The 13,613-nt window shown below is 75.5% G+C and carries 14 protein-coding genes; 6 read left to right on the forward strand and 8 right to left on the reverse strand.

Going from position 1 to position 13,613, the window contains the following annotated elements; genetic code table 11:
• Positions 1-24: 24 nt before the first annotated feature.
• From ACIBBD_RS14340 to ACIBBD_RS14375, 8 genes are read right to left on the reverse strand one after another with little or no spacing between them, the layout of a single operon-like run.
• Complete coding sequence (locus tag ACIBBD_RS14340; RefSeq protein ID WP_399419672.1) at positions 25-1,167, reverse strand: GNAT family N-acetyltransferase; 1,143 nt, start codon at positions 1,165-1,167, stop codon at positions 25-27.
• Complete coding sequence (locus ACIBBD_RS14345; RefSeq protein WP_399419673.1) at positions 1,164-1,820, reverse strand: lipopolysaccharide biosynthesis protein; 657 nt, start codon at positions 1,818-1,820, stop codon at positions 1,164-1,166. The genes ACIBBD_RS14340 and ACIBBD_RS14345 overlap by 4 nt, the downstream gene beginning before the upstream one ends.
• A complete protein-coding gene (locus tag ACIBBD_RS14350) occupies positions 1,817-2,983 on the reverse strand; it encodes a glycosyltransferase (RefSeq protein WP_399419674.1) in 1,167 nt (388 codons plus the stop codon). The genes ACIBBD_RS14345 and ACIBBD_RS14350 overlap by 4 nt, the downstream gene beginning before the upstream one ends.
• Complete coding sequence (locus ACIBBD_RS14355; RefSeq protein WP_399419675.1) at positions 2,980-3,720, reverse strand: polysaccharide deacetylase family protein; 741 nt, start codon at positions 3,718-3,720, stop codon at positions 2,980-2,982. Before ACIBBD_RS14355 ends, ACIBBD_RS14350 begins: the two co-directional genes overlap by 4 nt.
• Positions 3,704-5,389: a murein biosynthesis integral membrane protein MurJ gene (murJ, locus tag ACIBBD_RS14360; protein WP_399419676.1), complete on the reverse strand. Its 1,686-nt coding sequence runs from the start codon at positions 5,387-5,389 to the stop codon at positions 3,704-3,706. Before murJ ends, ACIBBD_RS14355 begins: the two co-directional genes overlap by 17 nt.
• Positions 5,386-6,699 (reverse strand): O-antigen ligase family protein, encoded by a 1,314-nt coding sequence (locus tag ACIBBD_RS14365; RefSeq protein ID WP_399419677.1) that lies wholly within the window; start codon positions 6,697-6,699, stop codon positions 5,386-5,388. The genes murJ and ACIBBD_RS14365 overlap by 4 nt, the downstream gene beginning before the upstream one ends.
• 8 nt (positions 6,700-6,707) lie before the next feature.
• The gene (locus ACIBBD_RS14370; RefSeq protein ID WP_399419678.1) at positions 6,708-8,132 is read right to left on the reverse strand and encodes an exopolysaccharide biosynthesis polyprenyl glycosylphosphotransferase; all 1,425 of its coding nucleotides are present in this window, start codon (positions 8,130-8,132) and stop codon (positions 6,708-6,710) included.
• On the reverse strand, positions 8,129-9,316 hold the full coding sequence (locus ACIBBD_RS14375) for a glycosyltransferase (protein ID WP_399419679.1): 1,188 nt from the start codon (positions 9,314-9,316) through the stop codon (positions 8,129-8,131). The genes ACIBBD_RS14370 and ACIBBD_RS14375 overlap by 4 nt, the downstream gene beginning before the upstream one ends.
• Before the next feature lie 555 nt (positions 9,317-9,871).
• Here ACIBBD_RS14375 and ACIBBD_RS14380 point away from each other — a divergent pair.
• The 6 genes from ACIBBD_RS14380 to ACIBBD_RS14405 all read left to right on the forward strand — a co-directional run bounded on the left by ACIBBD_RS14380 (position 9,872) and on the right by ACIBBD_RS14405 (position 13,521).
• Positions 9,872-10,111 carry a chaplin gene (locus ACIBBD_RS14380; protein WP_399419680.1) on the forward strand — a complete coding sequence of 80 codons (240 nt, stop codon included), beginning with the start codon at positions 9,872-9,874 and terminating at the stop codon, positions 10,109-10,111.
• Between the two features lie 247 nt (positions 10,112-10,358).
• Positions 10,359-11,162 carry a hypothetical protein gene (locus ACIBBD_RS14385; RefSeq protein WP_399419681.1) on the forward strand — a complete coding sequence of 268 codons (804 nt, stop codon included), beginning with the start codon at positions 10,359-10,361 and terminating at the stop codon, positions 11,160-11,162.
• Positions 11,163-11,317: 155 nt separating this feature from the next.
• Positions 11,318-11,608, forward strand: a complete 291-nt coding sequence (locus tag ACIBBD_RS14390; RefSeq protein WP_399419682.1) for a hypothetical protein — start codon at positions 11,318-11,320, stop codon at positions 11,606-11,608.
• A gap of 178 nt (positions 11,609-11,786) precedes the next feature.
• On the forward strand, positions 11,787-12,287 hold the full coding sequence (locus ACIBBD_RS14395; RefSeq protein WP_399419683.1) for a DUF5949 family protein: 501 nt from the start codon (positions 11,787-11,789) through the stop codon (positions 12,285-12,287).
• Positions 12,287-12,871 (forward strand): vitamin K epoxide reductase family protein, encoded by a 585-nt coding sequence (locus tag ACIBBD_RS14400; protein WP_399419684.1) that lies wholly within the window; start codon positions 12,287-12,289, stop codon positions 12,869-12,871. The genes ACIBBD_RS14395 and ACIBBD_RS14400 overlap by 1 nt, the downstream gene beginning before the upstream one ends.
• Before the next feature lie 131 nt (positions 12,872-13,002).
• Positions 13,003-13,521 carry a hypothetical protein gene (locus ACIBBD_RS14405; protein WP_399419685.1) on the forward strand — a complete coding sequence of 173 codons (519 nt, stop codon included), beginning with the start codon at positions 13,003-13,005 and terminating at the stop codon, positions 13,519-13,521.
• The last annotated feature ends 92 nt before the right edge of the window (positions 13,522-13,613 follow it).

The following is a 13,613-nucleotide window of genomic DNA, read 5'->3' on the forward strand; positions in this document are numbered from 1 at the left end:
GCCCGCGGTGGCGGCAGGCCCGCGTCAGGCCCCGCCGCCACCGTCACGCCCCTCAGGCCCCTCACGCCCGGCGCGCCGCCGGCTCTCCTCCCAGCGGCGCAGCAGCTCCCTGCCCCGCCGCCGCGCGGCCACGTCGCACATGACGGCCGACATCAGCGGGGCGGTGGGCCGCCGGGCGAGCAGCAGCCGCTGGTTGACGACCGGTTCGGGACGCCAGTGATGCTTGTACGGCTCGTTGCCGCGCAGCAGGCTCAGCGTGCCGCGCCCGCCGCCGCGGTTGTGCTCGCAGCACGCGTCGAGCAGCATCACCGCCACATCCGCCTTGCGCTCGCGCAGCCGCGGATGGGCGCCGTACAGATAGCCGCCCGCCAGGCGGCGCGACAGCAGGGTGAGGTCGACGGCCACCACGTCGTCGTCGAGCCGGAACTCGGTGACCACCGCGTCCCCGGAGCGCACCATCGGCCCGACCGAGCGCACCAGGTGTTCGCAGAAGCGTGACCGCAGGTGCTCGCCGGTCACCTTCCGCCCCTGCCACTGGAGCCGGTGCAGTTCGAGCAGCCGCCGCAGGGCGCCGTCCACCTCGTCGGCGTGGACCACCTGGCGTTCGACACCGAGCGCGGTCAGCTTGCGCAGCTTGGCCCGCACCCGCTGCGCCTTCGCCGACGGCAGCCGGGCCACCAGCTCGTCCATGGGCACCGCGGGCAGCTCCAGGCACACCGAGTCGTTCACCCGCCGCCGCGGCCCGTGCCAGCGTTCGTACACCTGCTCCATCGCGCCGCCCGGCCGGACCTCGCGGAAGTCGATCAGCGCCGTGCGGGCGGCCGCCGCGAGGCCCTCGGTGAGCGCGGCGACGGCCGCCTCCCCGTGCTCGTCGTCGACCAGCACGTCCCCGTAGTCGGAGATCGCACCGCCGAGCGGCACCAGGGCGGGCAGCGGACGGCGTACGGCCATCAGCGGCGCGACGGCGACCAGGTCGGTGCCGGCGCGCACCAGCAGCAGCCGCAGCCGGCCGCGCCCGCCGTACGACAGCCACCACGAGTGCAGCCAGGCGTGGTTCTGGAACGGGGTGGCCGCCGCGCACCGCCGGTACAACCGCCCCCAGGCGGGCGCCAGGGCGGCGAAGTCCCGCTCGGCGGTGACGAGTTCCGTGGTGTACGCCGGTTTCACAGCGCTCCGCGGACGTCCGCGGCGAGGGCCGGGCCCGGCACGGCGGCCGTACGGCCGGACTCCTCCCGGCTCCCCTTCGGCCGCACCAGCAGCACCAGTCCGCCGAGCAGCCCGCCCGCGCTCGCCCCGACCAGCCCGGTCACCGCGGGCGACGCCGACGAGGGCTCGGCCGGCTCGACCGCGCGGGCGAACTGCTGGAGCTCGACGTTGGTGGCGGCCCGGGAGTCCTCGGCGTGCCGGGTCAGTGCGCGGGCGACCGCGTCGGCCATGTCGGCGGCCGTGTCGGCGCGCGAGGACGTCGCCGTGATCGCGACCATCGGCGCGTCCGGCGAGGTGGCCGTCCGCACGCTGCTCTGCAGTGTCCGCACCGGCACGTCCGCCCGCACCTGCGCGTCCCCGAGCACCGCGAGCTGCGTGGCGACCCGGCCGTAGGCCTGCGCGAAGCCCAGCGCGGACGCCGGGTCGGACTTCTCGGCCGGGACGGCGACGACGTAGGCCGTGGCCGAGTACACGGGCGGCTTCAGGATGCCGTACGCCCCGCCGAGGAGGCCGCCGGTTAGGGCGCCCGCGGCGAGCAGGGACCACGGCGGGAGCGCCCTGGTGCGGTGCAGGGGGCCGGACGGGCGGTGCGACCGGGCACGGTTCTCGGTCATGACGAAGTGACTCCCTGAGGTGACGGGGACGGCGGGGCCGACAGGGGCTGGTGGGACACGGTGGCCGCGTACACGTCCAGGAGCTGGGCGGCACTGCGGGCGATGTCGTAGTGGTGGGCGGCCTCGGGGGCGGCGCGCGGGCGCGTGCCCCGCGCGCGGGTCTCGGCCAGCGCCCGCGCGAACTCCTCGGGACCCCCGGTCACGCGCCGCGCGCCGGGCGCGGCGCGCGCGGGGAGGTCCTCGATCGCGGGGCAGGAGGCGTACACCACGGGCAGGCCCGCGGCGAGCGCCTCCACGACCGCCAGCCCGAACGCCTCCTGCGGGGACGGGGAGGCGAGCACGTCCATCGCCGAGGTGAGGGAGGGCAGGTCGGGGCCGGGGCCGCCGTCGGGCACGTAGGGGCGCTCGCCGGCGAACAGGACGCGGCCGGCGACCCCGGCCTCGTGCGCGGTGCGGCGCAGCGCGCTCTCCTCCGGGCCGCCGCCGACCAGCAGCAGCCAGGAGTCGCCGGGGAGTTCGGCGAGGGCGCGGATCAGGACGTCGAAGCGTTTGCCCGGGTGGAGGCGGCCGACACCGCCGATGACGTGGGCGTGGTCCGGCACGCCGAGGTGCCGGCGGGTGCGGTGGCGGCGGCCCGGGTCGAAGCGGAAGCGGGCCAGGTCGATGCCGTTGGGGACGACCTCGATGCGGGGCGCCGGGACGCCCCAGCGCCTGAGCCGGTCGGCGACCGTGGGGGAGACGGCGACCGTGGCGCGGCCCAGGCGCTCGCTGGCGAGGTACAGCGCGCGGACGCCCGCGGTGAGCCGGCGGCCCTCCAGCTGCGAGTCGCCGAGGGAGTGCTCGGTGGCGACGATCGCGCGCACCCCCGCGAGCCGTGCGGCGAGGCGCCCGTAGACGCAGGCGCGGTAGAGATGGGTGTGGACGAGGTCGTAGCCGCCCGAGCGGATGACGCGGACCAGGCGGGGCAGGGCGGCCAGGTCGCGGTTGCCGGCCATGCCGAGGTGGACGACACGCACCCCGTCCGCGGCCAGCCCGTCGGCCACCGCCCCCGGGTTGGTCAGCGTCACGACGTCGCAGTCGACCGGCAGATGCCGCAGCAACAGCCGCAACTGCTGTTCGGCGCCGCCCACACCGAGCCCCGTGATGATGTGCAGCGCCCTCACCGCAGCCCCTCCACGGGCCGTCGGCGCAGCCGGTGCAGCCGGTACTTCAGGAACAGCCGGACGGAGGTGTCGTTCTGTCCGACGTGGACGCGCGGAAGGGCGTGCGGGCCGTTCAGCGGGCCCGGGTCGATCGCACAGGCGTACGCGTACCCGGCCTCCCGTACGGCGTCCACGGCCCGCTGGTCGAGCGTCCCGTACGGGTAGCAGAACCCGGCGGGCTCGGAACCGAGCAGCTTCTCCAGCGCGGCCCGGCTGTCGACGGTCTCCGTCTTCAGGGTGAGGTCGTCGGCCCGGGTCAGGTCGACGTGGGTCATGCCGTGCGAACCGATCTCGACGCCCTCGGCGGCAGCCTGCCGGATGCCGTCGGCGGTCAGCAGCGGCTTGCGCGGGCCCAGCGGGTCCCAGGCGTTGTCGCCGCCGAGCCGGCCGGGCAGCACGAACAGGGTGGCCGTACAGCCGTGCCGGCGCAGCACGGGCAGGGCGCCGGTGAGGAAGTCGGCGTAGCCGTCGTCGAAGGTGAGGCCGACCAGGTCCCGGCCCTCGCCCCGGGCGCGGGCGGCGAGCAGTTCGGCCACGGAGACGCCCCGCAGGCCCCGCCGCGAGAGCCAGGCCAGCTGTCGTTCCAGCCGCTCGGGAGTGACCGTGATGCGGTACGGGTCGTCGGAGCAGTCGCCCACGGAGTGGTACATCGCCACCCAGGGGACGGGGCCGGGTGCGGCCTCAACGGGAACGGACATACGGCAGCCTTCGGGTCGCGGAACGTACGGATCGGAGTGCGGTGACGATGCCCTGGGCGTCCAGGGCCCAGCCGAGCAGGACGAAGACGGCGGTCACGGTGAGCGCGCCGGCGGCCAGACCGGGCACCGGGCCGGCGAACCGGCTCGCCACCAGGGTCCCGGCGAGCGTCGCGGCCAGGGCCGCCCGCAGCGGCCTGCTCAGTTCGAGCAGCACGGGCCGGACGCGGATCGGCACACTGCGCGGGCCCATGCCCGCCAGCAGCACCAGCGCGGTGACGGTGATGCCGGCCGCGTTGGCGGCGGCGATCCCGTACACGCCCCAGGGGCCGACGGCCAGCGTGCCCAGCCAGGAGGTGACGACGATCCCGACGGCCATCGCGCCGAACGGGTACCAGGAGGGGCGGGCCCCCGAGAAATACGAGCGGACCAGGGCGCCGACCAGGGTCTGACCGAGCAGCCCGAGCGCGTACACCCGCATCACGCCCGCCGTCGCCGCCGTGTCCCGCGCGGTGAACGCCCCCCGCTGGAAGAGCAGTTCGATGATCTGCGGCGCGCACGCCACGACGGTGGCGGTCCCCAGCAGCACCACGCACGCGGCCAGCGCCACATCGCGCTCCACCCGGCCGCGGGCCCGCTCGGTGTCGCCCTCGGCGAGCGCCCGCGCCACCACCGGGAACGTCACCGTGCACAGCATCAGCGAGAGGATCATCGGCATCTGCGCGACCTTCTGCGCGTAGTTCAGATGCGAGATCGCCCCGGACGGCAACCGCGAGGCCAGGAACCGCTCGACGAGGACCTGCGACTGCCGGCACAGCGCGAACAGGAGTACGGTCGCGACGACGGCGGCCCCGAGCGGCCGCGGCTCCTCGGCGTCCACGGCATGCACCTGGGCCGCACGCCTCCTCAGCTGCCGCCACAGCGCCGGCAGCTGTACGACGACCATCAGACACCCGCCGACCGCGACCCCGGCCGCCGCCGACCGCACCCCCCAGCGCCCGGCGAGGACGAACATCCCGGTGACGATGCCGACGTTGTACGCCACGTAGATCGCCGCGGGCGCCACGAACCGCCGGTGCGCGCGCAGGGCCGCGCTGCAGTACCCGGCGAGTCCGAAGCTCACCACGCAGGTCGCGGTGAGCCGGGTGCAGTCGACGGCGAGCCGGGGGTCGGGCAGGCCGGGGGCCAGCACCTCCACCAGGGGGCGGGCGAGCACCACGACGAGGACGCCGACCGCGACGAACGCCAGCGACAGACGCGGGAGCGTCCCGGCGACCAGGGCGCGGACCGGGTCGCCGGGGGCGCCCTGGGAGCGCCGGGCCAGGGCCACGCTGAACGCCGGGATCAGCGCGAACGCCAGTCCGTCCTCGATGAGCAGCGTGGCCGCGAACTCGGGCACGGTCCACGCCACGAGGAAGGCGTCGGTGTCGCTGCCCGCCCCGAACAGCCGGGCCAGCGCCTGGTCGCGCACCAGCCCGAGCAGGGACCCGGCGACCGACAGGACGGCGGTGACGAGGGCGGCCTTGGCGAGGAACCGCCGGGAGGCCGCGGGAAGTTCGGGGGCCCCCTCGGACCGGGCGGCGGACCGCGCCGACGGGACCACCGCACCCGAGCCGGTGCCGGCGTCCGCGGCGCCGTCCCCGCGAGGGGTCCGGGAAGGCGTCACCGTCATCGCGCGAGCGCCTCCTCGCGCCCGCCGCCCCCGACCAGCGCCCACCAGGCCGCGAGCCCCAGGCACACGGCGGTCAGCACGGTCGACGGCCCGCCGATGTCGGCGTACAGGAAGTCGGTGAGCTGCCAGACCAGAAGACCGCAGGCGACGAGGGCGCAGTCGAGGCCGGCCCCGCGTGCCGCGCGCACCCGCACCAGCCCCCGCAGCGCGCACACCAGCAGCGCCAGCCAGCTGCCCACCAGCGCGAGCAGTCCGACGAGGCCCTGTTCGCCCAGGATCAGCAGGTACATGTTGTGCGGGGACAGCAGCGGCTGCCTGCGGAACCCGGCGCCGGCGCCGTCGGTGTCGCTGCCCGCGGACAGCGCCAGCGAGGCGTGCGTGTCCCGGTGCTCGGGGAAGCCCTTCAGCCCCACGCCCGTGAGCGGCTGTTCGCGCCACATGCCGACCGCTGCCGCCCACATCGTGTACCGGTCGGTGACCGACTGGTCGGGGGCGTCCGTGACCCGCGTGATGCTGCTGATGCGTTCCTGGAGCATCGCCGTGCCCACCCCGAAGCCGCCCACCAGGATCACCCCGACGGCGGCCACGACCGCGCCCACCCTCAGCGCCCGTCGCATCCCGGCCAGCGCGAGCTGAGCCGAGCAGGTCACCACGGTCGCGATCCACGCCCCCCGGCTGAAGGACAGCGCGAGCGGCAGCAGCAGGGCGAGGGCGCAGGCGGTGGCGATCGCCCGCTGCCGCAGGGAGGTCCGGCCGAGCGCCAGCCCCACCGCGCAGACCAGGCCGAGGGACACGACCGTCGCCATGCCCATCACGTCCTGCGGTCCGAAGGTGCCGACCGCCCGGATCGTCTCGCCCTGGTAGGAGGCGCCGGTCCCGGTGACGTACTGGTGGACGCCGACCGCGCCCTGCCACCCCGCGAGCCCCACGAAGGACCAGGCCAGCAGCCGCAGGTCGGACCGGTCCCGGATCAACAGCAGCACCGCCGCCGGGACCAGGACGAAGACCTGGAGGTAACGGCCCAGGCCGGTGATCCCGGCGCCCGGCGAGGACGCGCTCATCGCCGCGAGCGCGAGTCCCGCGACGGGCAGCCCGAGGATCACGGCGGCCGTACGGGACAGGGGGCGCCGCCGCTGCCGCAGCAGCCGGACCGCGCAGTACAGGACCACCAGCGCGGAGAGCGCGTCGGCCGGGCCGGCGCCGCCCTCGCCACCGGGGGAGACCGGCAGCGCGAGCAGGGCGACCACGGCGACGACGGGCAGCACCGGTGACAGCGTCCGGGCGCGGGGCAGGGGCAGGGCGAGGCTCATCGGACGGTTCAGCTCCCGGTCGGTCGCACGAGGGCGGCCGCGGTGCGCAGCAGGATGCAGACGTCCTGCCACAACGACCAGTTGTCGATGTACGCGTTGTCGAAGCGGGCCCGGTCCTCGATCGAGGTGTCACCGCGCAGCCCGTGCACCTGGGCGAGGCCGGTGATCCCGGTCCGCATCCGGTGGCGGGCCGCGTAGCCGGGATAGGTCTGGCTGAACTGGCTGACGAAGTACGGGCGCTCCGGCCGGGGCCCGACGAGGCTCATGTCGCCGCACAGGACGTTCCACAACTGGAGCAGCTCGTCCAGTGAGGTCTGGCGCAGGAAACGGCAGAAGCGGCTCATCTGCTGCTCGCCGGCCACGCTCCACCGGGTCGCGGACTCGTGCGCGTCGACCGGGCGGTGGGTGCGGAACTTCAGCAGCGTGAACGGCCGCCCGTCCTTGCCGATGCGCTCCTGCCGGAACACCACTCCCGGCCCGCTGGTCAGCCGCAGCACCGCCGCGCACACCAGCAGCAACGGGCTGAGCAGCAGCAGCAGCGTGCCGGAGACCGTGATGTCCAACAGCCGTTTGGCGAGGCTGCCCCGGCGCCGCGGCCCCCAGTCCAGCCGCCGGCAGGAGAACCCGGCGAGCTGCTCAGGGCTCGCGTACGACGGGCTGTCGGCGTCGACCTCCCACACCGTGCACCCCGACTCCGCGAGCGCCCGCAGCAGCGGCCCCTGCACGGTGCGCACCGAGGGGTGGACGCACAGGACGTCCCGGACGCCGTTCTGGATGAGCGCGCGCTGCACCTCCTCGCCCGTGGTGAGCACGGGCAGCCCGTCGGGCGCGGCCAGATGGTCGGGGCGCTCGGCGACCACACCCACCGGCCGCACCCCGTACCGGGGGTGGCGCAGGACGGCGGCGGCCACCCGCTGTGCGGTGGCCGCCGGGCCGAAGACGAGCGCGGCGCGCGGGCGGCGCAGCAGTGCCCGGCGCCGCCGCAGGTGGACGGCCGCGCGACCGGAGCAGCACGCCGCGGTCTGCGCCGCGAACCCGAGGAGCAGCGTGCGCGCCGAGAGCGCGTGCGTCGGCGCGTACGCCGCGGCGAGCGCCCCCAGGGTCAGCCAGGCCACCGCGATCCGGCCGCAGACGACGGGCAGTTCGTCCAGCACCCCGTGCACCGGCAGTGAGCGGCGCGGGTGCAGCAGTAAGGTCGCCGCCACCAGCAGGGCCACCAGCAGCGGGAGGTGCTGCGCCCCGGTGAGTGCCGGCGCGCCCGCGAGGGCGGCGAGACCGTCGGCGAACAGCAGGGGAAGCGGCGAGGCGAGCCGCGCCGGGGGCCGCCGGGCCGGGAACAGGAATCCCGCTCCGCTCTCGCGCCGCGGCATCACCGAGACCGGTGAGAACCCGGGCTGAGTGCCGGGGGAGGGGACGGTGCTTTCCGCAGTCACGAGTGGATGGACTCCCTCTCGGTGGGCACGACGGATGCCTTCGCTCCGGCCGCGTGCGGCTGAGCGCCGAGCAGGTCGCGGTACACGCCCGCGACCGCCTCGGCCGTACGCCGCACGTCGTGCGTGGACAGGACGTGACGGCGCCCCTGAGGGCCGAGCGACGCGCGCAGCGCCGGGTCGAGCAGCAGACCGGCGACGGCCGCCGCCAGGGCCGCCGGGTCCTCCGGGGGCACCAGGCAGCGGGACGCGAGCGGGGCCGGCAGGCTCTCCCGGGCGCCGTCCACGTCGGTCACCACCACGGGCCGCCCACAGGCCAGCGCCTCCAGGGGGGCCAGGGCCATGCCCTCCCAGCGCGAGGGCAGCACCACCAGATCGGCGGCCTGGTACCAGGGGACGACATCGTCGACGGCCCCCGCGAACACCACGGACCGCGGGGCGCGGGCCCGCAGCCGCGCGTGGTCGGGGCCGTCCCCGACGAGCGCCAGCCGCGCGCCGGGCACCCGGCCCGCGACGGCTGCCCAGGCCCGCAGCAGCACGTCCTGACCCTTCTGCCGGCACAGCCGCCCCACGCACACCACCAGCGGGGCGGCCGGATCGGCGTCCGGCAGGAGCGTGGCGCGCACGCTGTCGGCGGGGGCCGGGCGGAAGCGCTCGGGATCGATTCCGTTGGGGATGACGCTCCACCGCCCGTCGATCCCGGCGCGCACCCCGGTCGAGCGCTCCGCCTCGCTCACGCACACCAGCCGGTCGGCCCAACGCGCCCCGAACCGCTCCCAGGTGAGGGCCAGGGCGGCGGTGGACCCGCCGACCGCCTCGAAGGACCAGGCGTGGGGCTGGAAGACGGTCGGGATCCGTCCCCGCACGGCGAGCCGCCCGGCCAGCCCGGCCTTCGCGCTGTGCGCGTGCACCAGGTCGGGCCGCGCCTCCGCGAGCACCCGTGCCAGCCGCCGCACCTCGCCCGGGAGCGAGGGCCCCGGCGCCCGCGCCGCCTCCCACCGCCTCACGTCCGCGCCCAGGGACCGCAGGTCCCCGGCGAGTGCGCTGTCGGGGCAGGCCACGGTGACGTGCAGCCCGGCGGCGAGCTGGGCCCGCGCCAGGTCGGTCACCACGCGGGCGACCCCGCCGTCCACGGGCTGGCTGAGGTGCAGGACCCGGGTTCCGACGTCGGGTTCTGGCTGGTGCATCGCGCGTTTTCCTCGCTCACGGTGTCACTCGGACGGGCGGGAACGCGCCTACTGCTTCGGTGAGTCGACGGCGACGAAGAGCGCGCCGGCCCACGCCGCGTCCCGCTGGGAAACGAGCCGGAACCCCCGCTGGTCACCGCCCGACCGCAAACCCGTGCCGAGATCGAACACGGAGCGGTGATGGCCGACTGCCCGCGCGCACGCCGGAACGCGCGCCTCCGGAGCCGCCCCGGCTCGCTGATCGTGGAGTTCTCCGCGTCACCCGCCGGAGGGACACCCCCGGTGCGGGTGCGGACGGCCCGGGGCCGGTCGGGGGCCGGTCGAGAGCGTGAGCGAATCACCCGAACGGCCGCTGTCGCCCGTGACCCGGAACAGCCGTCGCGGCCGTGGCGGAGCAAAACGCGACCATCCGGATGAAAGGGAAGAAATCGTTCGCCTGGCCCATCGGCGCGTCACCCCATTGGCGGCACACCCCCGCGCCGCGTGACGCGTTGACACAGCGCCGGGCATCCCCGCCCGGGTGTTGTGTGTCAGAACTTCGAGGAGCACCTCTCCATGTCGCGTATCGCGAAGGGCCTTGCCCTGACCTCTGTCGCCGCCGCCGCTGTCGCCGGCGCTTCCGGCGTCGCCGCCGCCGACAGCGGCGCGAACGGTATCGCCAAGCACTCCCCGGGCGTGCTGTCGGGCAACGTCGTCCAGGCTCCCGTCCACGCCCCGGTCAACGCCTGTGGCAACACCGTGAACGTGGGCGGCCTGCTGAACCCGGCCTTCGGCAACACCTGCGTCAACGACTGACGCCACCTCGACCGAGGTCGCGACGCGGACGCCGTCGAACGGCCGCCCTCCCGCCGGGAGGGCGGCCGTCGCGTCGTCACGGATGGGGGGAGGGGCGCCCGCCCGGCCGACGAGGGCTCGGCAGGGCTCTCACCCGTGACGATGGGCCAGGTGGGGGCGTCACGCCTCGCGGTCTCTCGGTTGCGCCTGGTGAGGTGCGCTTCCACGGTGGTGCTGCGACCCGACGCACTGCGAAAGGAACCCCCTCATGCGTGGCCTGCCCGTCCGGCGTACCGCTTCCACCGCGCTCTGCGCCACCCTCGTCCTCGGCATCGCCGCTCCCACCGCCCTCGCGGCCGACGGCGACGCCGTCGGTGAGCGCACGCGTGCGGCGCCCCGAGCGCCCGTCCCCGGCGCGGACGCGCTCCTCACGCAGCTGGAGGGCCTGGGCGGCCTGGGGGCGGTACTCGCCCCCGTCGCCGATCTCCTCGACACCGCGGTGCAGGCGGACAACGGCCCACTGGGCGCCGACCAGGCGAAGCAGGTCGGCGACGCCGTCGCGGCGGCCGTCGCCAAGATCGTGTGCTCGGCCTCCGCGACCTCGTCGGGCACGGCCGTGACCAACACCGTCACGACCTCGTCGCCGGGCACGAGCGCGACGAACACCGTCACGACCTCGACGGGCACGACCGCGACGACGGCGACGGGCACGGCCACGAGCGACGCGGTGGCGGACACCGCCACGACCGGCACGGCGACGACGGCGACGGACACGGCCGGCACCGCGACCCTCCCCGCCGGTACGCCGCCCTCCCCGACGAGGAGCGGCGACGACACCCGGGTCCGGTCCTCCGCCGTCGACCTCGACGACGCGCTCGCCGCCCTCAAAGACGCGGTCCACCAGTTGCAGGAGGCCGTCACCTCCGACGAGGAAGGCACCTTCTCCCTGGCGATCACGGCCGTCGACACCGCGGTGGACGACCTGCTCGCCGCGCTGACCACCTGGCCGGCCACGCCCGCCCTCGCGACCACCCCGGAGCTGCCGAGCGGCGCACTGCTGCCCGCCTCCTGACGCGGACGCCCGGGCCCTTCCGCCCCCGCCCGGCGCGCTCGGCCTTCCCCTTCGGACGGGCCGCGCCGGGGTGCGGGAATTTCCCGCCACGGGGTTTCCGCATCCGACGGGGATCGTTAGGCACGGCGTCAGAGATCCCCCGGGAAAGGAACCCGATGAAGTCCCTGAAGGCTGCCGCTGTCGTTGCCGGATCCGTGGTGATCGCCGGTGCCGCCGCACCCGCGTTCGCCCAGAGCACCGCCGACCTCACGCCCACCAGCCTCAACGGCGCCGTGAACACGCTCGCCAAGGGCGGCTACGCCCTCGACGTGATGCCGCTCCAGCACCAGTCGAACGCGCTCGACACCGAGAACAAGGACTCCGTGCTCAGCACCGTCAAGGAAGCGACCGGCACTCTCAACGAGGCCCACGCCCCGCTCCTCGGCGGGCTGCCCCTGCGGGGCTGACGCCCCGTTCGGACGCTTCCCGGAGGGCCGGCCCCGTACCGCACGGGACCGGCCCTCGGCGCTGTTCGAGGCGGCGTCACCGGGCGCGTCCCTCGTTCGTGTGGAGCACCGGCGTGGCGTCCTCCGCCCGGGTGAGGAGCCGGCCGGACGGCCCCGGGCACGCGGATAAGGTCGCGCGGTGACCTCAACCTCAAGCGCAACCCGCCCCTTCAGCATGGCCGACCTGGGCACCCTCGTCGTGATGCCGTGGAGCGGCGAGGCCCCCGACGGCAGCGACATGCCCTACCTCCTCGCCTACTCCCTCGGCGACGCCGCGGACGGCCCCGAGGCCTCGGCCGCCGCCGTCGAGCGCCTGCTGACCGCCAACGGCCTGCCCGTCGGCGGCGACCTGGTCGACGGCACCGAGCGGCCGAACCTGCCGGTCACCCTCCTCGTCGAGGCCGGCCAGGCCGTCCTGACCCTGGCGGGGCTCAGTGCTCAGTGCGTGCCGCCGGCCGAGTGGATCGCCGCCGCCCGGGAGCGCGGCTACGCCTACCTCGTCTTCACCACCCGCGCGTGGCCCGAGGCCGCCCCCGGCAAGCCCGTCGAGCCCGAGGCGCTGGCCGCGTTCGCGGGCGCCGAAGAGACGCTCACGGCCGCCGCGCACGTCGTCCTGCCCGCGCGCCGCCTGCGCGGCTGATGGCGCCTGCCGCGGGCGCCGGCCGCGGGTTCGCCCTGCTGCTCGTCCTGACGGGGGCGGCCGGACTGCTGGCCTCCTGGGTCATCACCCTCGACAGGTCCAAGCTGCTCCAGGACCCGGACTTCACCCCGGGATGCAGCCTGAACCCGGTGCTGACCTGCGGCAGCGTCATGGAGAGCGCCCAGGCTTCGGCGTTCGGGTTCCCCAACCCGATGCTGGGCCTGGTGGCCTACGGCATCGTCGTCTGCGTCGGCGTGAGTCTGCTGGCCGGAGCGGCCTTCCCCCGCTGGTACTGGCTCACCTTCGCGGCCGGATGCCTCTTCGGTGTGGCGTTCGTGTCCTGGCTGCAGTTCGAGTCGCTCTACCGGATCAACGCGCTGTGCCTGTGGTGCTGCCTGGCCTGGATCGCCACGATCCCCCTGTTCTGGTACGTCGTCTCCTTCGTCGTACGCCACCGCTTCCTGCCGGCACCGCCCGCACTGCGGGTGCTGTTCGCCGAGTTCACCTGGGTGCTGCCCGTGCTGCACCTCGGAGTGGTCGGCATGCTGATCCTCACCCGTTGGTGGGATTTCTGGACAGGCTGACCATGCGACCGTCGTACGACTGCTGCACCCGGGCGAATTGGACACCGACGCGGTCTGATGGCGTTTCCCGGCTCGTTACTCGGTACGCACGCATCGCCCCTCTCCGCACTCCGAAAGGGCCCGTACCCGAGATGAAGCCGATCACCCGAGGGACCCTCGCCGCCTGGCTCACGTGCGTGGCGGCCGCCGCCGGCGCCGCCGCCGCGACCCCCGCCTCCGCGACCGGCACGGTCCCCGTCCCCGTACCGCTGGACGGCGTCGAGAAGTCCCTCGCCGTCGAACTGCCCGAGGTCGGCGGCGAGATCCCCCTGCCGACGCCGGGCGTGCCCGACGGCCCGCGGTACGTCGAGGGCCGGCTCCTCCCGGAGCGGGTCGTCCCGCAGCTCCCGGTCAGCGCGGGGCTGCCCGGCGCGGACCTGCGCGCGCCGCTGCCGGAGGTCCTCGGCGACGACCTCGACCGCGTCGACCTCGACGCCCCGGCCTCCGACCTGCGCACCCTCGGCCCCGGCCTGGCCCTAGACGCCCCGCTCACCCCGCCCGACGCCGACGACTTCGGCCTGCCCCACCCGAAGCCGCCGCGGGCCGGCGTGGTCACCTCCATCCACCATGCGGTACCGGGCGCGACCCTCGGGCTGGGCCAGGGACGGTAGCGCGAGCCCACGACCACAGGCCCGGACGGCGGTCCGGGCCTGTCGCCTTTCGTGACCAGGGAGGCCGTCGGCCGGTTACCGCTGTGGAGAAC

The organism is Streptomyces sp. NPDC051315, from assembly GCF_044455165.1.
GTDB lineage: Bacteria > Actinomycetota > Actinomycetes > Streptomycetales > Streptomycetaceae > Streptomyces.